The organism is Variovorax sp. J2P1-31 (assembly GCF_030317215.1).
In the GTDB taxonomy this organism is placed as follows: Bacteria; Pseudomonadota; Gammaproteobacteria; order Burkholderiales; family Burkholderiaceae_C; genus Variovorax.
Map to the genome: position 1 here is coordinate 899,690 of NZ_JASZYA010000003.1, position 22,671 is coordinate 922,360.

Genomic DNA, 22,671 nt, shown 5'->3' on the forward strand with positions numbered 1-22,671 from the left:
GAAACAGGAAGAGGCCGCGCGCAGCGGCCCGCTTCATACCAACCATCGAAGAGGGAAACGTCCATGCCATCCACCATCCGGCGCACGCCGCGCGCGCCCTTGTCGCACGCCGTGCTGCTCGCCTGCCTGTCCATCGGCCTCGGCGCCGCCACGCCATTCGCTGCGGCCCAGCCTTCGCAAGGCACGCCCGCCGTCATGCGCCACGACATCCCGGCCGGCACGCTCGACCAGGCACTCAACCGCTTCGCCGCCACGGCCGGCATCCTGCTGGCCATCGACGGCGCGCTGACCAGCGGCCGCAGCAGCCCCGGCCTGTCGGGCAGCTACGGCCCGCGCGAGGGCCTGGCCGCGCTGCTCGCGGGCAGCGGCCTCGAGGCCGCGCGCAGCAGCAACGGCGAGTACGTGCTGCGCCGCGTGCCGACCGCCGCACCTGTCGCGCCCGGTGCCGCGGCCGCGGAGCCGGCACTGCCCTCGATCACCGTCACGGCCCAGGCCGGGCGCGACGCCACCAGCGAAGGCACGGGCGCCTACGCCACGCGCTCCGCCGCGGCCGGCACCGGCCTGGACCTGACGCAGCGCGAGACGCCGCAGTCGATGAGCGTGGTCACGCGCCAGCAGATGGACGACCAGAACCTCTCGACGCTGACCGACGTGCTGCGCCAGACACCGGGCATCGCCACCGACACGCTCGACGAACGCGTGCTCTTCACCTCGCGCGGCTTCGAGCTCGTGACCCTGCTCGACGGCGTGCCGACCAAGGCCTTCACCACGGTCGCGGGCGCCTCCGACATGCTCAGCACCACGGTCTACGACCGGGTCGAGGTGGTGCGCGGCGCCTCGGGCCTGATGGACGGCGTGGGCGCGCCGGGCGGTGCGATCAACCTGATCCGCAAGCGCCCGGGCACGGACTTCTCCGGCCATGTGAGCGCGGGCGTGGGCTCGTGGGACCGCTACGCCGCCGAGGCCGACCTGGGCGGCAGCCTCAACGCCGCCGGCACGCTGCGCGCCCGCGTGGTCGCCTCGCACAACGAAGGCCACAGCTTCACCGAGTTCAAGAAGCGCCGCGAGGACGTGCTCTACGGCATCGTCGAGGCCGACCTGGCGCCCGGCACCGTGCTCGCGCTGGGCCTCGAATACCAGAAGACCGCCATCGACGGCGCCGAGTTCGGCCAGACGCCGCTGTTCTTCAGCGACGGCTCGCGCACACGGTTCCCGCGTTCGTACAACCACAGCGCGCGATGGAGCAACTGGGACATGGAGAGCCAGCGCGCCTTCGTCAACCTGAGCCACCAGTTCGACGGCGGCTGGCAGCTCAAGCTGGACGCGAGCTATCTCAAGAGCGAGCGCCAGCGCAGCTCGGGCGACTTCTATGCCTATTCGCTGGTCGACCGGCAGACCGGCGACGCGCTCATCGACATGCGCGACAACCCGGCGGCGGGCACCAACAAGTCCCTCGACATCAAGGCCAAGGGCCCGTTCGATCTGTTCGGCCGGACGCACGAGGCCGTCGTCGGCAGCAGCTTCAGCCGCTACGACTACCACATCGACATCAATTCCTCGGTGCCCGGCGCGATCGATCGGCGGCCCTTCAACTTCTACACGCTGCAGGAGGTGCCGAAGCCCGAGTTCGCCTACCCGCTCTACCGCACGCGCGGCAAGACCGAGGAGACCTCGCTGTACGGCGCGCTGCGCTTCCAGCTGGCCGAGCCGCTGGCCCTGATCCTGGGCGGACGTGCCACCTGGTACGAGAACGACGAGCAGCTGCACCTGCTGGCGACGGGCGGCGTCAGCACCAACCCGCCCACGCGTGCGAACGGCGTGTTCACGCCCTATGCGGGCGTCATCCTCGACCTGGACAAGACCTTTTCGGTGTACGCGAGCTACACCGACATCTTCATTCCCAACGTCTACAAGGACGCGAACAACACGGTGCTCGCGCCGCAGCGCGGCACCAACCTCGAGGCCGGGATCAAGGGCGCACACTGGGGCGGCAGGCTCCAGACCAGCTTCGCCGTGTTCAGGACGCAGGAGGAGAACGTGGCGGTCGAGGACCTGGGCGCCGCGCCACTGCCCGACGGCACGCAGCCCTACCGCGCGGTCAAGGGCGCGCGCAGCAAGGGCTTCGAAGCGACGGTGGCGGGTGAACTCGCGACCGGCTGGCAGCTGATGGGCGGCTACACCTACCACGCGAAGCGCGACCGCGAGGATGTGCTGCTCAACCCGAGCTTCCCCACGCGCCTGCTGCGCATCGCGACCAGCCACCGGCTGCCGGGCGCCTGGAACCGGCTCACGGTGGGCGGCAGCCTGAGCTGGCAGAACGCCATCTCCTACGCGCATCCCCAGGGCGTGGTCACCCAGGGCGGCCTGGCGCTGATCGGCCTGATGGCCCGCTACGACATCAGCAAGCAGCTGAGCGCCTCGCTGAACATCGAGAACGTGGGCGACAAGGCCTACTACGCGGGCCTGGGGGGCTACAACGGCTACAGCTACGGCGCGCCGCGCAACGCGTGGCTGAAGATGCGCTACCAGTTCTGAGCGGACGAAGGCGGCGCGGCGCTCGTGTGCCGCGCCCAGCGGGAGGGGCGGGTATGCCCCCTCAGTCCGGCACGAACTTCGCCTTGAACTTCGCCTCGTCCGCCGCGTCCTCGAAGGTCGCCAGCTGGCCGGCCTTGTTGTCCACGATGCGGTGGGCCGCGAACAGGCTGTAGCGGCCCTGGAGGTAGTAGCTCTCCATCTCGATGAGCATGTACGGATAAGGCACGAAGACCTGGTGCGCGAACACCACGCGGTGCTGGTTGCGCGGATTGGGGAAGAGCTTGTACTCCGCGGTGCTCAGGGCCTGGGCGGTGGCCATGCTCAGGCGGGGTCGCGCACGTCGGCCACCGGCTTGCTGCCGAAGTCCGCACGGGCCAGGTAGGCCAGCACCTTGGCGCCGGCGGTGGCGGGCGAGTCGAGCAGGCCGTCGGCCTTGAGCTTCTCGAAGCGCGCACGGTCGGGGAACAGGCCGGCCTCGGTGCCGCGCATCGCGACCTGCATGTCGGTGTCGATCACGCCGGGCGCGAGCGAGACGATCTTCGCGCCGTTGGGGCGCAGCGCCTCCTCGAGCGCGACCGCGCGCGAGAAGTGGTCCATGCCGGCCTTGGCCGCGCAGTACGGCGCCTGGCTGGCCATGGCGTTGCGGCCCAGGCCCGAGGAGATGTTGAGCACCTTGCGGGCGCCGCGCCAGTCCTGCGTGGCGCGCAGGAAGGCGGCCGTGAGCAGCAGCGGCGCCTCGAGCCCGATGCGCAGCGATTGCGCGAGGTCGGCCGCATCGGCCTTCTCCAGCGGGCCCAGCTGGCCGACGGTGCCGGCGTTGTTGATCAGCGTGACGCTGTCGAAGGCCTGCGCGTCCTGCGTGGCGAGCCAGGCGGCCACGCGCTCGGCAGCGCCGGCGGGCGCGGACAGGTCGAAGGACCACTGCTCGACCTTGGCGCCGTGCTGCGCGGCCTTGGCGGCCAGCGCGTCGTCGGTCTTGCGCGAGATGCAGACCAGCGTGTGGCCGGCCTCGAGCAGCTGTTCGGCCATGGCGCGGCCCATGCCGCGGGAGGCGCCGGTGAGGAGGGTGAGGTGCTTTGCGCTCATTGCTTTTTGTCCTGAAGGAAGATGGCGGAAGAAGAACTGGAAGAAGGGGCCGAGACGCTGGCGCGCAGCGCCGGCAGGTCGAGCACGCGCAGGCCGCCGTACTCGACCTGGATCATGCCTTGTGCCTCGAGTGTGCGCAGCGCCTCGTTCACGCGCTGGCGCGACAGGCCGATCAGGTAGGCCAGCTCCTGCTGCGTGATGCGCAGCAGCTGGCCCACGCCGGGGAACAGCACCGGGTTGAACAGTGCCGAGAGGTTGCGCGCCACGCGCACGTCGGGGTTGTTCAATCGGTCGGCCTCGCGCGCGGCGATGAACTGGGCCAGGCGCTCGTTGAGCTGGTTCATCACGAAGCGGTTGAAGCCGATCGAGTGGTCGAGCAGCCAGTGGAAGTCGTCGATGGGCAGGCCCGCGATCACGCTGCGGCGCAGCGCCTGGATGTTGTAGCGGTAGGGCTCGCGCTTCATCGCCGTGCCCTCGCCGAACCAGCCGCCGGGCGGCAGGCCGCTGTAGGTCATCGAGGTGCCGTCGGCGTTGTCGTTGCTCATCTTGAGCAGGCCCTCGACCACGCCGAACCAGTAGGTGGGCGGACGCCCCACGCGGCAGATCAGGTCGCCCGGCTCGGCCTCGCCGACCACCAGCGCCAGCTCGGTGCGCTGCCGCTCCGCGGGCGCGAGTGCATCGAGCCAGGGGATGTTGCGCAGCTCGTCGGGCCGGGCCGCGCGCACGCGGTCACGGATCGAACCGGCAGCGGGCGTCGCGTGAAGCATGGGGAAAGTCCGGGGAGTGGAGACCCTGAGATTGTCGTTGGAACGACAACTTGGCGTCAAAGTCGGTCCTACAGTCGCCCCATCGTGAACACAAGCACACCGGCCGACACCACCTTTCCCCGCCTGCTGCGCGCCCATGCCGCCGCGCAGCCCGACGCGCCGGCCGTGCGCGAGAAGGACCTGGGCATCTGGCAGACCTGGACCTGGGGCGAGACCGCGCAAGCGGTGCGCGAGATGGCCTGCGGCCTGGCGAGCCTGGGCTTCGAGGCCTTCGACAACCTGGCCATCGTGGGCGCCAACCGCCCGCACCTGTACATGGCGGTGGTCGCGGCGCAGAGCCTGCGCGGCGTGCCGGTGCCGCTGTACCAGGACGCGGTCGCCAGCGAGATGGTCTTCATGCTCGACGACGCGGAGATCCAGTTCGTGATCGCCGAGGACCAGGAGCAGGTCGACAAGCTGCTCGAGTGCCGAGAGCTGCAAAAAGACAGCGGCCACGCGATCCGCCACATCATCTATGACGACCCGCGCGGCCTGCGCCACTACACGCAGCCGGGGCTGATGAGCTTCGCGCAGCTGCGCGAACTGGGCCGTGCCCACGACGCCGCCAACCCCGGCTTCTTCGATGCCCGCGTGGCGAGCGGCGAGCCCGGCGACGTCGGCGTGATCCTCTACACCTCGGGCACCACCGGCCGGCCCAAGGGCGTGTGCCAGACGCATGCCAGCTTCATCGCCGCGGGCCACGGCGGCGTGGTCACCGACAAGCTCGGCCCGGGCGACAACGTGATGAGCTACCTGCCGATGGCCTGGGTCGGCGACCACCTGTTCTCGGTCGCGCAGTGGCTGGTGGGCGGCTTCACGCTCAACTGCCCCGAGTCGGCCGCGACCGTGATGAACGACATGCGCGAGATCGGCCCGAGCTACTACTTCGGCCCGCCGCGCACCTTCGAGGGCCTGCTGACGGCCGTCTCGATCCGCATGGAAGACGCGGCCGCGCCCAAGCGCTGGCTGTACGCGAAGTTCATGGCGCTGGCGCAGCGCGTGGGCGCCGACATCCTCAACGGCGCGCCGGTCGGCGCGGGCGACCGCCTGCTCTACGGCATCGGCAACGTGCTGGTCTACGGCCCGCTGCGCAACGTGCTGGGCATGAGCCGCATCCGCGTGGCCTACACCGCGGGCGCGGCCATCGGCCCCGACCTGTTCCGCTTCTACCGCTCGATCGGCGTCAACCTCAAGCAGTTCTACGGCCAGACCGAGACCTGCGCCTACGTCTGCCTGCAGCAGGACGGCAAGGTCAAGCTGCAGACCGTGGGCCCGGCGGCACCCGGCATGGAACTGCGCATCGCCGACAACGGCGAGGTGCTGGTGCGCGGCGTGTCGGTGCTCAAGGAGTACTACAAGCGCCCCGACGCCACGGCCGAGGTGCTCGATGCCGACGGCTACTTCCACACCGGCGACGCCGGCGTGCTCGACAGCGAAGGCCACCTGCGCATCATCGACCGCGCCAAGGACGTGGGCCGCATGGCGGGCGGCGCGATGTTCGCGCCCAACTACATCGAGAACAAGCTCAAGTTCTTCCCGCAGATCAAGGAAGCGGTGTGCTTCGGCGATGCGCGCGAAGCGGTTTGCGCCTTCGTCAACATCGACTTCGAGGCGGTCGGCAACTGGGCCGAGCGCCGCGGCCTGGCCTACGGCGGTTATGTCGACCTGGCGGGCAAGCCCGAGGTGCTGACGCTGATCGCCGAGTGCATCGCCAAGGTCAATGCCGACCTGGCGGCCGAAGCCGGCATGGCCGACACCCAGATCGCGCGCTTCCTGGTGCTGCACAAGGAACTCGACCCCGACGACGACGAGATGACCCGCACGCGCAAGGTGCGCCGCGGCTTCGTGGCGCAGAAATACGCGGTGCTGCTCGAGGCGCTGTATGGCGGCAAGAGCGAACAGTTCATCGAGACGCAGGTGAAGTTCGAGGACGGCCGCACCGGCTCGGTCAGCGCCACGCTGCGGATCGTCGATGCCAAACGCTTCGATGCCCTCGAAAAGGCGGCCTGACATGACGCCCATCGGATACGGACTGCCGGACGCAGAAGACGCGAAGGTTTCGCAGAAGGCGCAAAAGAAAACCATGAGAAATTTCCCGGAGGCTCTCTTCCGCGACTTCTGTGTCGCATTTGTCTTCCTTCCGCGTTCGGCTGCCCGCATCCAGGAGCCGCGTCATGGCTAGGAAAACAGGCGAGGTCATCCTCGACGTCCAGAACATCTCCCTGAGCTTCGGCGGCGTGAAGGCGCTGACGGACATCAGCTTCAACGTGCGCGAGCACGAGGTGCGGGCCATCATCGGCCCCAACGGCGCGGGCAAGAGCTCGATGCTCAACTGCATCAACGGCGTGTACGCGCCGCAGCAGGGCTCGATCACCTTCCGCGGCCAGACCTTCAAGCACATGAACTCGCGCCAGGTGGCCGAGATGGGCGTGGCGCGCACCTTCCAGAACCTGGCGCTGTTCAAGGGCATGAGCGCGCTCGACAACATCATGACGGGGCGCAACCTCAAGATGAAGAGCGGCCTGCTGGCACAGGCCTTCCGCAACCCCTTCGGCTGGGGTTCGGCCGAACGCGAGGAGCTGGAACAGCGCGAGTTCGTCGAACGCATCATCGACTTTCTCGAGATCCAGCCCTTCCGCAAGACGCCCGTGGGCCAGCTGCCCTACGGCCTGCAGAAGCGCGTCGACCTCGGCCGCGCGCTGGCGATGGAGCCGCAGGTGCTGCTGCTCGACGAGCCGATGGCGGGCATGAACGTGGAGGAGAAGCAGGACATGAGCCGCTTCATCCTCGACGTGAACGACGAGTTCGGCACCACCATCGTGCTGATCGAACACGACATGGGCGTGGTGATGGACATCTCCGACCGCGTGGTGGTGCTCGACTACGGCAAGAAGATCGGCGACGGCACCCCCGACGAAGTACGCAGCAACGAAGACGTGATCCGGGCTTATCTCGGCGCGGAACACTAGGAACGGCGGGCCCCATGGGTTTCTTTCTCGAAACGGTTTTCGGCGGCTTGATGGCCGGCATGCTCTACGCCCTGGTGGCGCTGGGCTTCGTGCTGATCTTCAAGGCCTCGGGTGTCTTCAACTTCGCGCAGGGTGCGATGGTGCTGTTCGCGGCGCTGGCGATGGCGCGCTTCGCCGAATGGATTCCCAAGTGGTTGGGCTTCCAGAGCGTGGTGCTGGGCGCCGTGCTGGGCTTCATCGCCGCGGCGCTGTGCATGGTGGTCGTGGCCTGGCTGATCGAGCGGCTGGCGCTGCGCCGGCTGGTCAACCAGGAAGGCATCACGCTGCTGATGGCCACGCTGGGCATCTCGCATGTGCTCGACGGCGCGGGCCAGCTGATCTTCGGCAGCGCCACCTACAAGATCGACATCGGCATGCCCAAGGAGCCGCTGCTGGTGCTCGAGAACGTCTTCGAAGGCGGCCTGCTGCTGAGCAAGGAAGACCTCTACGCGGCCGTGATCGCCGCGGCCCTGGTGGTGGCGCTCACGCTGTTCTTCCAGAAGACCGGCACCGGCCGCGCGCTGCGCGCGGTGGCCGACGACCACCAGGCCGCGCAGTCCATCGGCATCCCGCTGGCGCGCATCTGGGTCATCGTCTGGTCGATCGGCGGCATCGTCGCGCTGGTGGCCGGCGTGATCTGGGGCAGCAAGCTGGGCGTGCAGTTCTCGATCTCGCTGGTGGCGCTGAAGGCCTTCCCGGTGGTGATCCTCGGCGGCCTGACCTCGGTGCCCGGCGCCATCCTCGGCGGCCTGATCATCGGCATGGGCGAGAAGCTCTCCGAGATCTACCTCGGGCCCTTCCTCGGTGGCGGCATCGAGAACTGGTTCGCGTATGTCCTCGCGCTGGCGGTGCTGCTCGTCAGGCCTCAAGGTCTGTTCGGCGACAAGATCATCGACCGCGTCTAAAGGCCCTGAGATGTTCTACAGAGAAAACGGTCAATTCAAGAGCAGCTACCGCGCAGACTTGGCGCTGTTCCCGGTCGCGCAGGACCGCTGGTTCATGCTCGCCTTCGCGGCCATCGCCTTCGTCGCGGTGCCGATGCTGGCCAGCGACTACAGCTTCCGCGCGGTGCTGATCCCCTTCCTGATCCTGGCGCTGGCCGCGATCGGGCTCAACATCCTGGTCGGCTACTGCGGCCAGATCTCGCTGGGCACCGGCGCCTTCATGGCGGTGGGCGCCTATGCGGCCTACAACCTGCAGGTGCGCATCGAGGGCATGCCGCTGCTGGTGGCGCTGATCGGCGGCGGCCTCGCGGCCACGGTGGTGGGCGTGCTGTTCGGCATCCCCAGCCTGCGCATCCGCGGCCTGTACCTCGCGGTGGCCACGCTGGCGGCGCAGTTCTTCATGGACTGGTTCACCAACCGCGTGAAGTGGGTCACCAACGATTCGTCCTCGGGCTCGGTCAGCGTCAACTCGCTGCAGATGTTCGGCTACGAGTTCAACACGCCGACGCAGAAGTACCTGCTGTGCCTGAGCCTGGTGGTGGTGTTCGCGCTCCTGGCCAAGAACCTGGTGCGCGGCGCGATCGGCCGCGAATGGATGGCGATGCGCGACATGGACGTCGCGGCCTCGGTGATCGGCATCCGCCCGGTCTACGCCAAGCTCACGGCCTTCGCGGTGAGCAGCTTCATCGTCGGCGTGGCCGGCGCGCTCTGGGGCTTCGTGCACCTGGGGGCCTGGGAACCGGCCGCCTTCGGCATCGACAAGTCGCTGCAGCTGCTGTTCATGATCATCATCGGCGGGCTGGGCTCGATCGCCGGCAGCTTCTTCGGCGCGGCCTTCATCGTGCTGCTGCCGCTCTTGCTGAACTACGTGCCGCACTGGCTGGGGCTGTCGATTTCCACCGCCACCGCCTCGCACCTGGAGCACATGATCTTCGGCGCGCTGATCGTGTTCTTCCTGATCGTCGAGCCCCACGGCCTGGCGCGCCTGTGGTCCACCGCGCGGCAGAAGCTGCGGCTGTGGCCTTTCCCTCACTGATCCCCACCGATTCACGTATCCCGGTTCCACCACGCACTCAGGTGCTCATTACAAGGAGACAAGCCATGCAATTCAGGAATCTCGCACGCACCGCGGCACTCGCCGCCGCGGGGCTTTCGATGGTCGTCGCGGGTTCGCTCGCGCAGGCCCAGCCGGCCGAGCAGTTCGTGCCGCTGCTGGTCTACCGCACCGGCCAGTTCGCGCCGCTGGGCATCCCATGGGCCGACGGCAAGCAGGACTACCTGAAGCTGGTGAACGCGCGCGACGGCGGCGTCAACGGCGTCAAGCTGACGTACGAGGAATGCGAAACCGCCTACGACGCGGCCAAGGGCGTGGAGTGCTACGAGCGGCTCAAGGGCAAGGGCTCGGGCGCCTCGGGCTTCGACACCCAATCGACCGGCATCACCTTCGCCGTGACCGACAAGGCCTTCATCGACAAGGTGGTGGTCGAGACCCCGGGCTATGGCCTGTCGCAGTCGGCCGACGGCACGGTGTTCGAGTGGAACTTCCCGCTGCTGGGCACCTACTGGACCGCGGCCGACGTGATGATCCAGGACATCGCGAAGAAGGAGAAGGGCAACCTCAAGGGCAAGAAGATCGCGCTGGTCTACCACGACTCGCCCTACGGCAAGGAGCCGATCCCGCTGCTGCAGAAGCGCGCCGCGGCCGAAGGCTTCGAGCTCTCGCTGTTCCCGGTCACGCCGCCCGGCGTGGAGCAGAAGTCCACCTGGCTGCAGATCCGCCAGCAGAAGCCCGACTACGTGCTGTTCTGGTCGGCCGGCGTGATGACGCCCGCCGGCATCCGCGAGGCCCAGGCCAGCGGCTACCCGCGCGAGAAGATCTACGCGGTCTGGTGGGCCGGTTCGGACCATGACGTGAAGGACATCGGCGCCGGCGCCAAGGGCTACAACGCGATCACGCTGCACAACAGCGCGGCCAAGGACAAGGTCCATGAAGACCTGAAGAAGCTGGTGTACGACAAGGGCCAGGGCACCGGCCCGGCCGACGGCATCGGCTCGATCGCCCACACCCGCGGGATGATGATCTCGATGCTGCAGGTCGAGGCGATCCGCGCGGCGCAGGAGAAGTACGGCAAAGGCAAGTCGCTCACGCCCGAGCAGGTGCGCTGGGGCTTCGAGAACCTGAACCTCACGGCCGACAAGCTCAAGGCACTGGGCTTCGGTGAAGTCATGCGGCCGGTCAAGACCTCGTGCAGCAACCACATGGGCGACGACTGGGCGCGCATCGTGCAGTGGGACGGCGGCAAGTGGGAGATCAAGTCGGACTGGTACCAGTCGGACAAGACGCACATCGACCCGCTGGTCAAGGAATACGCGGCCAAGTACGCCAAGGACAAGAACGTCAAGCCAAGGGCCTGCTGATCGCCACGAGGGCCCGCGCGCAGCGCGGCGCCCTCCCCGTCGGCTCCTTGCGAGCCGGCATCTGAAAGGCGCGCACACGCCCGCCTTCCACATGCTTCGGACACCACCATGAGCGAACCCAACATCCTTCTCAACGTCAACGGCATCGAGGTCATCTACAACCACGTGATCCTGGTGCTCAAGGGCGTGTCGCTGACCGTGCCCGAAGGCGGCATCGTGGCGCTGCTCGGCGGCAACGGCGCGGGCAAGACCACCACGCTGCGCGCGGTGTCGAACCTGCTCGCGGGCGAACGCGGCGCGGTGACCAAGGGCACGATCGAACTGCGCGGCGAGCGCATCGAGGCGCTGTCGCCCGCGGCGCTGGTGCAGCGCGGCCTGATCCAGGTGATGGAAGGCCGGCACTGCTTCGCCCACCTGAGCATCGAGGACAACCTCATGACCGGCGCCTACACGCGCACCGACGGCAAGGCCGCGATCGTCGAGACGCTGGAGAAGGTCTATGCCTACTTCCCGCGCCTGAAGACGCGGCGCGCCTCGCAGGCCGCCTACACCTCGGGCGGCGAACAGCAGATGTGCGCCATCGGCCGCGCGCTGATGGCCAACCCGACCATGGTGCTGCTCGACGAGCCCTCGATGGGGCTGGCGCCGCAGATCGTGGAGGAGGTGTTCGCGATCGTGAAGGACCTGAACGAGAAGGAGCGCGTGACCTTCCTGCTGGCCGAACAGAACACCAACATGGCGCTGCGCTTCGCCGACTACGGCTACATCCTCGAGAACGGCCGCATCGTGATGGACGGCGAGGCCCAGAGCCTGCGCGAGAACGAGGACGTCAAGGAGTTCTACCTCGGCGTCGGCGGCGCCGACCGCAAGAGCTTCAAGGACGTGAAAAGCTACAAGCGCCGCAAGCGCTGGCTTGCATGAGCGCGCGACGGAACCGAAGCCATGACTGATTTCTACGACGCACTCGAAACCCGCGACCCCGCCCAGCGCGAGGCCGCCCTGCTCGCCGCCCTGCCCCGCCAGATCGCGCATGCGCAGGCCGCAGCGCCTGCTTTCGCCACGCTGCTCAAGGGCGTGGACGCCACCCAGGTCACGAGCCGCGAGGCGCTGGCGAAACTGCCGGTGATCCGCAAGTCCGAACTGCTGGAGCGGCAGAAGCAGCTGCGCGCGAGCGACCCCTTCGGCGGCTTCAGCGCGATCGCGCGCGGCCCGGCCATGCTGCGCGTGTTCGCCAGCCCCGGCACCATCTACGAGCCCGAGGGCGCGACCCGCGACTACTGGCGCACCGCGCGCGCGCTGCATGCCGCGGGCTTTCGCAGCGGCGAACTGCTGCACAACAGCTTCAGCTACCACATGACGCCGGCCGGCGCGATCCTGGAGAACGGCGCGCACGCGCTGGGCTGCACGGTGTTCCCCGGCGGCACCGGCCAGAGCGAGCAGCAGGTCGAGGCCATGGCCGAGCTGCGGCCCGACGGCTACATCGGCACGCCCAGCTTCCTGCGCATCCTGCTGGAGAAGGCGGCCGCCATGAACGTCGCGCTGCCCAGCCTGACCAAGGCGCTGCTGTCGGGCGAGGCCTTCCCGCCCAGCCTGCGCGACTGGCTGGCCGAGCGCGGCATCGACGGCAAGCAGTGCTACGCCACGGCCGACCTGGGCCTGATCGCCTACGAGACCAGCGCCCGCGAAGGCTTGGTGCTCGACGAAGGCGTGATCCTCGAGATCGTGCGCCCCGGCACCGGCGACCCGGTGCCCGAGGGCGAGGTCGGCGAGGTGGTCGTGACCACCTTCAACCGCGACTACCCGCTGGTGCGCTTCGGCACCGGCGACCTCTCGGCCGTGCTGCCGGGCGCCTGCCCCACGGGCCGCACCAACACCCGCATCAAGGGCTGGATGGGCCGGGCCGACCAGACCACCAAGGTGCGTGGCATGTTCGTGCACCCGGGCCAGGTCGCGACCGTGCTCAAGCGTTTTCCGGAGGTGCTGCGCGCGCGCCTGGTGGTCGAGGGCGAGATGGCCGACGACCGCATGACGCTCAAGGTGGAAGCGGCTTCTTCGGCGATGGCCGCCCAAGTCGCCGAGGCGATGCGCGACGTGACCAAGCTGCGCTGCACGGTCGAGGTGGTCGCACCGGGCAGCCTGCCCAACGACGGCAAGGTGATCGAGGACGCGCGCAGCTACAAGTGAGGGCCGGTGAACAGGCCCGCGCTCAAATGGCGGCCACGCTGCCCGTCACCGGCAGCACGATGCCGGTGATGTAGCCCGCGCACACCGGCGAGGCGAGGAACACATAGGCCGGTGACAGCTCCTCGGGCTGGGCCACGCGCTTGAAGTCGGTCTCCTTGCCGAACTTCCTCACGTCGGCGGGCTTCTTGTCGGCCGGGTTGAGCGGTGTCCACACCGGCCCGGGCGCGACCGCGTTGACGCGGATGCCGCGGTCGATCACGTTCAACGCCAGCGCCTTGGTGAACGCATGGATCGCGCCTTTGGTGGCCGAGTAGTCGATCAGGTTGCGGCTGCCCTGCAGCCCGGTGCGCGAGCCGGTGTTGACGATCGAGGCGCCGTTCTTCATGTGCGGCAGCGCGGCGCGCGCCATGCGCATGTAGCCGCCGATGTTGGTCTGCAACGTGAGGTCGATGCGCGCGTCGTCGATGTCTTCCAGGGTTTCGGCATGCATCTGGAAGGCCGCGTTGTTGACCAGCACGTCGAGCCGGCCGAAGGCCTTCACGGTGCGCGCCACCGCGCGTTCGCAGAACGCGGTGCGCCGCACGTCGCCGCGGATCAGCAGGCAGCGCCGGCCCTCGGCCTCGACCGCGGCCTGGGTTTCCTTTGCATCGGCGTCTTCGTCCAGGTAGACGATCGCCACGTCGGCGCCCTCGCGCGCGAACAGCACGGCCACGGCGCGGCCGATGCCCGAGTCGCCGCCGGTCACGATGGCGCTGAAACCGGCCAGTTTGCCGCTGCCGATGTAGCCGGGCGCGGTGTAGCGCGGGCGCAGCGCCATGTCCTTCTCGCGGCCGGGCTTGGCCAGGTGCTGGCCCGGCAGCGTGTCGGGCTGCGCCCGGTCGCCGGCCTGCACCGCGCGGGTCTTCTTGCGCGACGCGGGGGCGGCCCGGTCGCGCGCGTCCTGGCTGCGCTGGATGGCGCGCTGGCGCGCGACGAGGGGGCGGGGGTTGGTGGCGGTTTTCCGGGTGGCCATGCGTCGAACTCCTGGTTGCACGATGCGGCCATGCTGGCGGGCGCGGGGTGCGTCCCGTGTCGGCCAAGGCCGTGCGCCGGACGCCGAATCGGCCCCCTTCGACCCCGAAGTTTGAGCGCGGTCAAGACCCGTTTCCCCAATGAAATTAAGGTCAATAAAACGTCACTTTCTAAGGGCATTCCGGGATGAGCCCGATACGTATCAGACCGTAAGATCGCGCCCTTTGAACCCTCCGGAGTGCTTTTCATGAAGAAACTGTTCGCAATGGCTGCCATTGCCGCCACCGTCTCAGCAGGGGCCTTTGCCCAGAACTTCCCGGACGGCAAGGTGATCACGATCGTGGTGCCCTTCGCGGCCGGCGGCCCGACCGACCGCGTGGCGCGCGACCTGGCCGAGGCCATGCGCAAGCCGCTGGACGGCGTGAGCATCGTGATCGACAACGCCGCGGGCGCGGGCAGCACCATCGGCAACGCCAAGGTCGCGCGCGCCAAGGCCGACGGCTACACGCTGCTGCTCACCCACGTGGGCATGGCCACCACCCCGGTGCTCTACCGCAAGCTGCCCTACAACTACGAGACCGACTTCGAGTACCTGGGCCTGATCAACGACGTGCCCATGACCGTGATCGGCAAGCCGCAGCTCGAAGCCAACAACTTCAAGGAACTGCGCGAGTGGATCGGCAAGAACTCGGGCAAGGTGAACCTGGGCAACGCGGGCATCGGCTCGGCCTCGCACCTGTGCGGCCTCCTGTTCCAGAGCGAGCTGAAGGCGGAAATGACCACCGTGCCGTACAAGGGCACGGCGCCGGCGATCGCCGACCTGCTGGGCGGCCAGATCGACCTGCTGTGCGACCAGACCACCAACACCACGAGCCAGATCGAGGCGAAGAAGGTCAAGCCTTATGCGGTGACCACGCTCAAGCGGCTGACGACGCCGGCCTTGAAGGACATCCCGACGCTGGACGAGTCGGGCATGAAGAACTTCCAGGTCACGATCTGGCACGGGCTGTACGCGCCCAAGGGCACGCCGCCGGCGGTGCTTAAGAAGCTCAACGACGCGGTGAAGGTGGCGTTGAAGGACCCGGACTTCATCAAGAAGGAAGAGGGCCTGGGCGCGGTGGTGGTGACGGACAAGCGCGTGGAACCGGCCGAGCACAAGAAGTTCGTGCAGGCGGAAGTCGCGCGCTTCGGGCCGGTGATCAAGGCCGCGGGCGTGTACGCGGACTGATCTCGCACTTCGCCTGAACAGACAAAAAAAGCCGCCGGCCCTCGGGCTCGGCGGCTTTTTCAATGGTGGCGCCTCACTTCGGCCGTATCGCGTCCGCCGTGCCCTGGATGAAGGCCTTGATGCTGTCGATGTCGTCGTTGCTGAGCTTGCCGGTGAAGTCGGGCATGCCGCGTGCCATGGCCGGTCCCTTGAGCACGAACTTGTCGAGGTTCTCGATGTAGGCCGGGTCCATGTAGCCGAGGTTGGGGATGTTGCCGCCGCGGTCCACGCCCGGCACGCCGTGGCAGAACACGCAGTTGGCGACATAGAGCATCGTGCCGGCCTGCACCTTGGCCGGGTCGTACTTCACGCCCTGCACCAGCTTGTCCATGCGGTACTGCACGAAGTCCGGCATCTTGGCCGTGCCGCCGACCGCGAAGGTGTAGACCGTGCCCGGGCCCTGGCGCTCGGTGGCGCGCTGGGCCAGGCCATAGACGCCGCCCCAGCCCACGGCCACCGACACGTACTGCTTGCCGTCGACCAGGTAGGTCGCGGGCGCCGCCACCACGCCGGTGCCGGTGGGCGATTCCCAGAGCTTGGTGCCGTCCTTCGCGTCGTAGGCCACCAGCCGGCCGTCGGCCGTGCCCTGGAACACCAGGTTGCCCGCGGTGGTGAGCGTGCCGCCGTTCCAGGGCGAGGCGTAGTCCACGCCCCAGGCCTCCTTCTGTGCCACCGGGTCCCAGGCCACCAGCCGGCCGAAGGGCTTGCTCTTGGGCGCCTCGGCGTTGGCGAACTTGGCGGTGTTCCAGCCCAGCGCGGCATGCGGGCGGCCGGGCTTGTCCTCGTTGAACTTCCAGTCCTTGTCGTCCATCAGGTTGAGCGGCACGTGCTGCGCGGGCAGGTAGGCCAGGCCGGTCTGCGGATTGAAGGACATCGGATGCCAGTTGTGCGCGCCGAAGGGCCCGGGGATCGCGTCGTAGGGCTTGCTGCCCTCGCGCGCGGCCGCCAGTTCGATCGGCCGCCCGTTCTTGTCGTAGCCCGTGGCCCAGTTGACCTCGGTGAAGTTCTTGGCCGACACGAACTTGCCGTTGGTGCGGTCGATCACGAAGAAGAAGCCGTTCTTCGGTGCATGCAGCAGCACCTTGCGCGGCTTGCCGTCGAGCTTCAGGTCGGCCAGGATCATCGACTGGGTGGAGGTGTAGTCCCAGTTGTCGCCCGGCGTCTCCTGGTAGTGCCACTTGTACTTGCCGGTGTCGGGGTCCAGCGCCACCACCGAGCCCAGGTAGAGGTTGTCGCCGCCGCCGGGGCTGCGCGCCTTGTGCGACCAGGGCGAGCCGTTGCCGGTGCCCACGTACATCAGGTTGAGCTCGGGGTCGAAGGCGAAGCTGTCCCAGGCGGTGCCGCCGCCGCCGGCCTCCCAGTACTTTCCGCTCGGGTCCCAGGTCTTGGCGGCCTTGGCCATCGAGGCGTCCTCGAAGGGCTTGGACGGATCGCCCGGCACCACGAACCAGCGCCACTTGCGGTCGCCGGTCTTCGCGTCGTAGGCCGTGACGTAGCCGCGCACGCCGTACTCGGCGCCGCCGTTGCCGATGATCACCTTGCCCTTGAACACGCGCGGCGCGCCGGTGATGGTGTAGCTGCCCTTCTGGCCCTCGAGCGTGTTCTTCTCCCAGACCTTGCGGCCCGTGCCCGCGTCGAGCGCGATCAGCCGGCCGTCGTAGGCCGCCACGTAGACCTTGCCCTGGTAGAGCGCCACGCCGCGGTTCACCACGTCGCAGCAGCCGCGGAAGCCCTTGGACTTGTCGACCTCCGGGTCGAAGCTCCAGAGCCTTCGGCCGGTGCGCACGTCGATGGCGTGCACCACGCTCCAGGAGGCGGTGACGTACATCACGCCGTCGACCACCAGCGGCGTGGCCTCGACGCCGCGCGTCGACTCGAGGTCGTAGGACCACACCAGGCCCAGGCCCTTGACGTTCGCGCTGCTGATCTGGTCGAGCCGGCTGAAGCGGGTCTCGGCGTAGTCGAGCCCGTGGCTGGGCCAGTCGGGCGTCTTCGCGGCGTTCTGCCGGATGAAGTGGCCGTCGACCTTGGCGGCGGGCTGCGCATGCGCCGGAAGGACATGGCCCGCGCACAGGCATGCGCCGAGCGCGAGGGCGCCGGTGATTCTTCTCATCGTGTCGTCTCCTGTTGTTCTGCTGCGAAGGATGTTCCTGCGGCGCGCTTTGATCACCCTCGGGATTTCCCGGTCCCGCGACTGTTCCATTGCGGAACACAGTCGACGGTTGCTCTCCCTCCAGGCACGCCGCGCCCATGGCCCACCGAATGCCCCCGTCCGACGCGATCCCGCGCGCGCTCTTCCCGAGCACGCTCGCCCAGCGCACCGCGCTCGCGCGCCTGCAGTTCTTCGAGCAGGGCATCCGCCCCTCGGGCCTGGTGGGCGAGGAGGTCATCCAGTCGTGGCTGCGCTGCAGCCGCCTGCACCGCGATCCGAAGCGCATCGTGCCCTTCGATCCGGTCACGCCCAGCCGCCGGCACTCGGTGCTGCAGCGCAACCGGGCCCTGCTCGACGCGGCCGGCCCCGACCTGCTGGCGATGGAAGACACGCTCGCCGGCACCGACTGCCGCGTGATCCTGACCGACCCTGAAGGCGTGGTGCTGCATGCCACGCACCATCCTTCGGCCGCGCGGCAGCCGGTGCTGCACGCCACCTCGCGCGTGGGCGTGAACATCGCCGAGGGCGTCGTCGGCACCACCGCGCCGGGCATCGTGGCCCGGACCGGCAAGGCCTGCACGGTCGACGGCGCCGAGCACTTCTTCGACGTGCTGCAGGGCATGCAGTGCGCGGCCGCGCCGATCCGCGACGTGCACGGACGGCTGGCCGGCGTGCTCGACCTCACGGCCGAGCAGCGGCGCTTCGGCTTCGATGCGGCGGCGATGGTCGGCCTCTATGCGACGACCATCGAGAACCGCCTGATGCAGGCGCAGTCGCGCGAGCAGCTGGTGCTGCGCTTCCAGGCGCATCCCACGCTGCTGGGCACGCCGCTGGAGGCGCTGGCGGGCGTGTCGTCCGACGGGCGCGTGCGCTGGCTCAACGATGCCGCGGCGCGCCTGCTGGGCGGGCTGCCCGCCGAGGCCGAGGCGCGCGCGGTCGAACAGGTGCTGGGCCACGACCTGTCCCACCTGCTGCGCATGGGCCGCAGCGCCACGGCACTGGCGCTGCGATTGCCGAGCGGCCTCGGCGTGTGGCTGCAGGCGGCGCTGCCCTCGTCGAACGGCACCGACTTCCGGCATGCGGTGGCCATTTCGGTGCCCGACGGCCTGCACGCACCGGCGCGGCCCGAGGCGCTCGCGCCCACCCCGCCCGAAGCGCCATCGCCCGCCACGGCCGAGACGCTGCGCGCGCAGCACCGCAAGCTGATCGAGGACACGCTCCAGGCGCAGGGCGGCAACATCTCGCAGGCCGCGCGCCAACTGGGCGTGTCGCGGGGCACGCTGTACCGGCAACTGCGGCGCAGCCCGGGTACCGAGGCGCCGCCGTCTGGAGGTTAGCCCTCAGCGCCGCGGGCGCGGCCTTCGCTACGATCACCGGGACGCGCCACAAAACAACCGGCGCGCTGGAGACAAGACCCCATGGATTCGAACTTCCCCCCGGCGGAGCGCGCACAGGCGCTCTACCGAACGATGCTGCGCATCCGCGCCTTCGAGAACGCGGCCGAGGTCGCCAGCCAGGGCGGCGTGAGCGCCTATGGCCAGCAGGCGACCGGCACGGTGCGCGTGCGCGGGCCGCTGCACCTGTCGACCGGCCAGGAGGCCGTGCCGGCCGGCGTGTGCGCGCACCTGAAGCCCGCCGACTATCTCACCTCGACCCACCGCGGCCACGGCCACACGCTGGCCAAGGGCGCCGACCTGGGCCGCATGATGGCCGAGCTGTTCGGCAAGGCCACCGGCTTCAACGGCGGCAAGGGCGGCTCGATGCACATCGCCGATTTCTCGGTCGGCATGCTGGGCGCCAACGGCGTGGTGGCGGCCGGCCTGCCGATCGCCGTCGGCGCGGCGCATGCGCAGAAGATCCAGAAGCAGGACGCCATCACCGTCTGCTTCTTCGGCGACGGCGCGATCAACCGCGGGCCCTTCCTCGAAGCGCTCAACTGGGCGCAGGTCTACGGCCTGCCGGTGCTCTTCGTCTGCGAGGACAACCGCTGGAGCGCGACCACGGCCAGCGGCCCGATGACCGCGGGCGACGGCGCCTCGGTGCGCGCCGAGGCGCTGGGCATCGCGGCCACGCAGGTCGACGGCAACGACGTGTTCGCGGTGCATGCGGCCGCGGCCCGGCTGGTCGACCAGGTGCGCAGCGGCAGCGGGCCGCGCCTGCTGCATGCGCTGACCTACCGCGTGAAGGGCCATGTGTCGGTCGATCCGGCCGCCTACCGCGACCCGGCCGAACTGGCCGCGGCGCTCGAGACCGACCCGATCGCCCAGGCCCGCGCCCGTTGCCTGCAGGCGGGCACCGCCGCCGCGCTGCTCGACGCCATCGAGGCCGAGGCCCATGCCGAAGTCGAGGCCGCGCTCGCGGCCGCGGCCGCCGCGCCCTGGCCCGAGGCCGGCGCCGCCTTCACCGACATCCAGACCACGGGAGCCGGTCAATGGCACTGAACGACACGAAGACGACGATGGACATGAGCTACGCCGAGGCCGCGGTGCTGGCGGTGCAGCGCGAGATGGAGGCCGACCCGAAGGTGGTGGTGCTGGGCGAGGACGTGGGCCGCGGCGGCATCTTCGGCCAGTACAAGGGGCTGCAGCAGCGCTTCGGCGACCAGCGCGTGATCGACACGCCGATCAGCGAGGCCGCGATCATGGGCGCCGGCGTGGGCATGGCGCTCGCGGGCCTGCGCCCTGTCGTCGAGATGCGGGTGGTCGACTTCGCGCTGTGCGGCATGGACGAGCTGGTCAACCAGGCGGCGAAGAACCGCTTCATGTTCGGCGGCCAGGGCCGCGTGCCGCTGGTGGCGCGCATGCCCGGCGGCATCTGGGACGCCTCGGCCGCGCAGCATTCGCAGTCGCTTGAAGCCTGGTTCGCGCACATGCCGGGCCTGGTGGTGGTGAGCCCGTCGACGCCGCAGGACAACTACAGCCTGCTGCGCGCAGCCCTGCAATGCGGCGACCCTGTCGTCTACATCGAGCACAAGGCGCTGTGGGGCGCGCGCGGGCCGGTCGACGAGACGCTGGCCGTGCCGCTGGGCAAGGCGGCCTGCCTGCGCGAGGGCGATGCGCTCACGCTGGTGAGCTGGGGCAAGCAGCTGCAGGCCTGTGCCGCGGCCTGCGATGCGCTGGCCGCCGAAGGCGTCGCGGTCGAGCTGATCGACCTGCGCACGCTCTGGCCCTGGGACCGCGAGACGGTGCTGTCCTCCTGCGCGCGCACCGGCCGCCTGCTGGTGGTGCACGAGGCGGTGCAGGCCGCGGGCTTCGGCGCCGAGATCGCGGCCACCGCGGCCGAGGCCACGGGCTGCCGCATCGCGCGGCTGGGCGCACCGCGCATCCCGGTGGGCTATGCGCAGGTGCTGGAGACGCAGTCGCGCGTCACGGCCGAAGCGATCTTGGCGGTCGCCAGGAAGCTGGCCGGTTGAAGCTCAAGCGGCGAAGCCGCCATCGATGTTGAGGCCAGCCCCGGTCACGAAGGCCGCCTCGGGGCTGGCCAGGTAGGCCACCATGCCGGCGATCTCGTCGGCATGGCCGTGGCGGGCCAGCGCCATGAAGCTGTGCATGGTCGAGGCCATCGGGCCGTCGGCCGGGTTCATCTCGGTGTCGACCGGGCCGGGCTGCACGTTGTTGACCGTGATGCCGCGCGGACCCAGGTCGCGCGCCAGGCCCTGCACCAGGCCGGTCAGCGCCGACTTGCTCATCGCATAGACGCTGCCGCCCGCGAAGGGCATGCGCTCGGCGTTGGTGCTGCCGATGTTGACGATGCGCCCGCCCGTGCCCATGTGCGCCAGCGCGGCCTGGATCGCGACGAAGACCGCGCGCACGTTGACCGCAAGCGTGCGGTCGAAGTCGGCCAGGCTGAACTGTTCGACCGGGCCCAGGTGCAGCACGCCGGCGCTGTTCACCAGGATGTCGATGCGCCCGCCGAAGTGCTTCGCGGCCCGGTCGATGCCGGCCTTGAGCGCCTCGGCGTCGGCGCTGTCGATCTTGAGCGCCAGCGCACGGCCGCCTTCGGCCTCGAGCGTGCGCACGAGGTCATCGGCCGCGGCCTGCGCATTGCTGTAGCTGAAGGCCACGGCCGCGCCGTCGCGCGCCAGCCGGCGCACGATGGCGGCGCCGATGCCGCGCGAGCCGCCGGTGACGAAAGCGACCTTGCCGGCCAGCACGGGGGAGAGGGATGCAGTGTTCGAGGTCATGGTTTTTCCGATCGTTGGAAGCAGGAGTGGAGGAGGAAGGCCTTCAGTGTCGGCATTCCATTCCTTCTCCGGTAGCCATCAATCACCGCAAGAAGCTTCAACCCGAAGTTGAAGATGGGCATGACAATGCGGCCATGGAACCGCTCAACCACCTCGAGTCCTTCGTCCAGAGCGCCGAGGGCGGCAGCTTCTCCGCCGCGGCCCGGCGCCTGGGACTGACGCCGGCGGCGGTGAGCAAGAACGTGGCGCGGCTCGAGGCGCGGCTGGGCGTGCGGCTGTTCCAGCGCAGCACGCGCCGCCTCACCCTGACCGAAGGCGGCGAGCGCTTCCTCGCGCAGATCGGCCCCGCACTGGCCACGCTGCAGGAGGCGGTGGCCGGCATCGACACCGACGACGGCCAGCCGGCCGGCACGCTCAAGCTGAGCATGGGCCAGGCCTTCGGGCGCGAGCATGTGCTGCCGCTGATGGGCGACTTCCTCGCGCGCTACCCGGCCATCCTGCCGGACTGGCACTTCGACAACCAGCAGGTCGACCTGGTCGGCGAGGGCTTCGACGCGGCCATCGGCGGCGGCATCGAACTCTCGGCCGGGCTGGTGGCGCGCGAGCTGTCGCGCATCCATGTGGTGGCGGTGGCCTCGCCGGCCTACATGAAGGGCCGCAAACGGCCGCGCCATCCTTCGGAGCTGGCTGCGCTCGACACGCTGCTGCGCCGCTCCTCGCCCACCGGCCGGCTGCGCAGCTGGACGCTGCGGCACGCCGGGCGCGGCGAGGAGGTCACGGTCGAGCTGCCGCATCCGCGCGCGATCTTCAACGACCCCGAAGCCATCGCGCAGGCCGCGCGCATGGGGCTGGGCGCGGCCATGCTGCCCATGCCCTTCGTCGAACGCGGGCTGCGCGACGGCGAGCTGCTGCGGCTGCTGCCCGAGTGGCACCAGGATGCCGGCGCGGTGTGGCTGTATTACCCGAGCAAGAAGCTGCTGCCACCGAAGACCCGGGTGTTCATCGACTTCGTGCTGGCGCGTTTCAAGGAAGAGCGATTCGCCCAGCGCATGCAGGTCGGCTGAGCGGCCGGCTCAG

At 69.3% G+C, this 22,671-nt stretch carries 20 protein-coding genes; 14 read left to right on the top strand and 6 right to left on the bottom strand.

The annotated features are described in order from the left end of the window. Positions 1–63 precede the first annotated feature (63 nt). Positions 64–2,535: a TonB-dependent siderophore receptor gene (locus QTI20_RS23995; RefSeq protein WP_286553771.1), complete on the top strand. Its 2,472-nt coding sequence runs from the start codon at positions 64–66 to the stop codon at positions 2,533–2,535. A gap of 61 nt (positions 2,536–2,596) precedes the next feature. On the opposite strand, the gene QTI20_RS24000 is transcribed toward QTI20_RS23995, so the two are convergent. From QTI20_RS24000 to QTI20_RS24010, 3 genes are read right to left on the bottom strand one after another with little or no spacing between them, the layout of a single operon-like run. Further along, positions 2,597–2,854, bottom strand: a complete 258-nt coding sequence (locus QTI20_RS24000) for a hypothetical protein (RefSeq protein WP_286553770.1) — start codon at positions 2,852–2,854, stop codon at positions 2,597–2,599. 2 nt (positions 2,855–2,856) lie between these two features. Further along, positions 2,857–3,621, bottom strand: a complete 765-nt coding sequence (locus tag QTI20_RS24005) for an SDR family NAD(P)-dependent oxidoreductase (RefSeq protein WP_286553769.1) — start codon at positions 3,619–3,621, stop codon at positions 2,857–2,859. After that, positions 3,618–4,388 (bottom strand): Crp/Fnr family transcriptional regulator, encoded by a 771-nt coding sequence (locus QTI20_RS24010; RefSeq protein WP_286553767.1) that lies wholly within the window; start codon positions 4,386–4,388, stop codon positions 3,618–3,620. Before QTI20_RS24010 ends, QTI20_RS24005 begins: the two co-directional genes overlap by 4 nt. An 84-nt stretch (positions 4,389–4,472) precedes the next feature. Here QTI20_RS24010 and QTI20_RS24015 point away from each other — a divergent pair, with 84 nt between their 5' ends. The 8 genes from QTI20_RS24015 to QTI20_RS24050 all read left to right on the top strand — a co-directional run bounded on the left by QTI20_RS24015 (position 4,473) and on the right by QTI20_RS24050 (position 12,981). Next, positions 4,473–6,437 carry an AMP-dependent synthetase/ligase gene (locus QTI20_RS24015; RefSeq protein WP_286553766.1) on the top strand — a complete coding sequence of 655 codons (1,965 nt, stop codon included), beginning with the start codon at positions 4,473–4,475 and terminating at the stop codon, positions 6,435–6,437. A gap of 1 nt (position 6,438) precedes the next feature. Further along, positions 6,439–6,609: a hypothetical protein gene (locus QTI20_RS24020; RefSeq protein ID WP_286553765.1), complete on the top strand. Its 171-nt coding sequence runs from the start codon at positions 6,439–6,441 to the stop codon at positions 6,607–6,609. Then, a complete protein-coding gene (locus QTI20_RS24025; protein WP_286553763.1) occupies positions 6,602–7,396 on the top strand; it encodes an ABC transporter ATP-binding protein in 795 nt (264 codons plus the stop codon). Before QTI20_RS24020 ends, QTI20_RS24025 begins: the two co-directional genes overlap by 8 nt. 14 nt (positions 7,397–7,410) lie before the next feature. Next, positions 7,411–8,340, top strand: a complete 930-nt coding sequence (locus QTI20_RS24030; protein ID WP_286553762.1) for a branched-chain amino acid ABC transporter permease — start codon at positions 7,411–7,413, stop codon at positions 8,338–8,340. Positions 8,341–8,350: 10 nt separating this feature from the next. Next, positions 8,351–9,415, top strand: coding sequence for a branched-chain amino acid ABC transporter permease (locus tag QTI20_RS24035; protein ID WP_286553761.1), 1,065 nt, complete (start codon positions 8,351–8,353; stop codon positions 9,413–9,415). Positions 9,416–9,480: 65 nt separating this feature from the next. Next, the gene (locus QTI20_RS24040) at positions 9,481–10,797 is read left to right on the top strand and encodes an ABC transporter substrate-binding protein (RefSeq protein WP_286553760.1); all 1,317 of its coding nucleotides are present in this window, start codon (positions 9,481–9,483) and stop codon (positions 10,795–10,797) included. A gap of 108 nt (positions 10,798–10,905) precedes the next feature. Beyond that, entirely contained in the window at positions 10,906–11,718 is an 813-nt protein-coding gene (locus tag QTI20_RS24045) for an ABC transporter ATP-binding protein (RefSeq protein WP_286553758.1), read from the top strand. A 21-nt stretch (positions 11,719–11,739) separates the two neighbouring features. Further along, entirely contained in the window at positions 11,740–12,981 is a 1,242-nt protein-coding gene (locus QTI20_RS24050) for a phenylacetate--CoA ligase family protein (protein WP_286553757.1), read from the top strand. Between the two features lie 22 nt (positions 12,982–13,003). On the opposite strand, the gene QTI20_RS24055 is transcribed toward QTI20_RS24050, so the two are convergent. Then, the gene (locus QTI20_RS24055) at positions 13,004–13,993 is read right to left on the bottom strand and encodes an SDR family oxidoreductase (protein ID WP_286553756.1); all 990 of its coding nucleotides are present in this window, start codon (positions 13,991–13,993) and stop codon (positions 13,004–13,006) included. Between the two features lie 246 nt (positions 13,994–14,239). On the opposite strand from QTI20_RS24055, the gene QTI20_RS24060 reads away from it, so the two are divergent. Beyond that, positions 14,240–15,220, top strand: coding sequence for a tripartite tricarboxylate transporter substrate-binding protein (locus tag QTI20_RS24060; protein WP_286553755.1), 981 nt, complete (start codon positions 14,240–14,242; stop codon positions 15,218–15,220). Between the two features lie 73 nt (positions 15,221–15,293). Here QTI20_RS24060 and QTI20_RS24065 read toward each other — a convergent pair whose 3' ends face one another. Then, a complete protein-coding gene (locus QTI20_RS24065) occupies positions 15,294–17,372 on the bottom strand; it encodes a PQQ-dependent dehydrogenase, methanol/ethanol family (protein WP_286553754.1) in 2,079 nt (692 codons plus the stop codon). A gap of 149 nt (positions 17,373–17,521) precedes the next feature. Between QTI20_RS24065 and QTI20_RS24070 the strand changes: the two genes are divergently transcribed. From QTI20_RS24070 to QTI20_RS24080, 3 genes are all read left to right on the top strand, one after another. Beyond that, a complete protein-coding gene (locus QTI20_RS24070; RefSeq protein WP_286553753.1) occupies positions 17,522–18,748 on the top strand; it encodes a helix-turn-helix domain-containing protein in 1,227 nt (408 codons plus the stop codon). 81 nt (positions 18,749–18,829) lie between these two features. After that, entirely contained in the window at positions 18,830–19,852 is a 1,023-nt protein-coding gene (locus QTI20_RS24075) for a thiamine pyrophosphate-dependent dehydrogenase E1 component subunit alpha (protein ID WP_286553752.1), read from the top strand. Continuing rightward, on the top strand, positions 19,843–20,823 hold the full coding sequence (locus tag QTI20_RS24080) for an alpha-ketoacid dehydrogenase subunit beta (protein WP_286553751.1): 981 nt from the start codon (positions 19,843–19,845) through the stop codon (positions 20,821–20,823). The genes QTI20_RS24075 and QTI20_RS24080 overlap by 10 nt, the downstream gene beginning before the upstream one ends. A 3-nt stretch (positions 20,824–20,826) precedes the next feature. On the opposite strand, the gene QTI20_RS24085 is transcribed toward QTI20_RS24080, so the two are convergent. Further along, positions 20,827–21,594: an SDR family oxidoreductase gene (locus QTI20_RS24085; RefSeq protein ID WP_286553750.1), complete on the bottom strand. Its 768-nt coding sequence runs from the start codon at positions 21,592–21,594 to the stop codon at positions 20,827–20,829. Between the two features lie 134 nt (positions 21,595–21,728). On the opposite strand from QTI20_RS24085, the gene QTI20_RS24090 reads away from it, so the two are divergent. Next, positions 21,729–22,658: a LysR family transcriptional regulator gene (locus QTI20_RS24090; RefSeq protein ID WP_286553749.1), complete on the top strand. Its 930-nt coding sequence runs from the start codon at positions 21,729–21,731 to the stop codon at positions 22,656–22,658. Positions 22,659–22,671 lie beyond the last annotated feature (13 nt).

Coding starts and splice junctions, on each gene's coding strand:
- QTI20_RS24055 (WP_286553756.1), bottom strand. CDS start 13,993: ATGGCCACCCGGAAAACCGCCACCAACCCCCGCCCCCTCGTCGCGCGC.
- QTI20_RS24010 (WP_286553767.1), bottom strand. CDS start 4,388: ATGCTTCACGCGACGCCCGCTGCCGGTTCGATCCGTGACCGCGTGCGC.
- QTI20_RS24035 (WP_286553761.1), top strand. CDS start 8,351: ATGTTCTACAGAGAAAACGGTCAATTCAAGAGCAGCTACCGCGCAGAC.
- QTI20_RS24060 (WP_286553755.1), top strand. CDS start 14,240: ATGAAGAAACTGTTCGCAATGGCTGCCATTGCCGCCACCGTCTCAGCA.
- QTI20_RS24070 (WP_286553753.1), top strand. CDS start 17,522: ATGCCCCCGTCCGACGCGATCCCGCGCGCGCTCTTCCCGAGCACGCTC.
- QTI20_RS24075 (WP_286553752.1), top strand. CDS start 18,830: ATGGATTCGAACTTCCCCCCGGCGGAGCGCGCACAGGCGCTCTACCGA.
- QTI20_RS24080 (WP_286553751.1), top strand. CDS start 19,843: ATGGCACTGAACGACACGAAGACGACGATGGACATGAGCTACGCCGAG.
- QTI20_RS24030 (WP_286553762.1), top strand. CDS start 7,411: ATGGGTTTCTTTCTCGAAACGGTTTTCGGCGGCTTGATGGCCGGCATG.
- QTI20_RS24005 (WP_286553769.1), bottom strand. CDS start 3,621: ATGAGCGCAAAGCACCTCACCCTCCTCACCGGCGCCTCCCGCGGCATG.
- QTI20_RS24045 (WP_286553758.1), top strand. CDS start 10,906: ATGAGCGAACCCAACATCCTTCTCAACGTCAACGGCATCGAGGTCATC.
- QTI20_RS24040 (WP_286553760.1), top strand. CDS start 9,481: ATGCAATTCAGGAATCTCGCACGCACCGCGGCACTCGCCGCCGCGGGG.
- QTI20_RS24020 (WP_286553765.1), top strand. CDS start 6,439: ATGACGCCCATCGGATACGGACTGCCGGACGCAGAAGACGCGAAGGTT.
- QTI20_RS24000 (WP_286553770.1), bottom strand. CDS start 2,854: ATGGCCACCGCCCAGGCCCTGAGCACCGCGGAGTACAAGCTCTTCCCC.
- QTI20_RS24025 (WP_286553763.1), top strand. CDS start 6,602: ATGGCTAGGAAAACAGGCGAGGTCATCCTCGACGTCCAGAACATCTCC.
- QTI20_RS24065 (WP_286553754.1), bottom strand. CDS start 17,372: ATGAGAAGAATCACCGGCGCCCTCGCGCTCGGCGCATGCCTGTGCGCG.
- QTI20_RS24090 (WP_286553749.1), top strand. CDS start 21,729: ATGGAACCGCTCAACCACCTCGAGTCCTTCGTCCAGAGCGCCGAGGGC.
- QTI20_RS24085 (WP_286553750.1), bottom strand. CDS start 21,594: ATGACCTCGAACACTGCATCCCTCTCCCCCGTGCTGGCCGGCAAGGTC.
- QTI20_RS23995 (WP_286553771.1), top strand. CDS start 64: ATGCCATCCACCATCCGGCGCACGCCGCGCGCGCCCTTGTCGCACGCC.
- QTI20_RS24050 (WP_286553757.1), top strand. CDS start 11,740: ATGACTGATTTCTACGACGCACTCGAAACCCGCGACCCCGCCCAGCGC.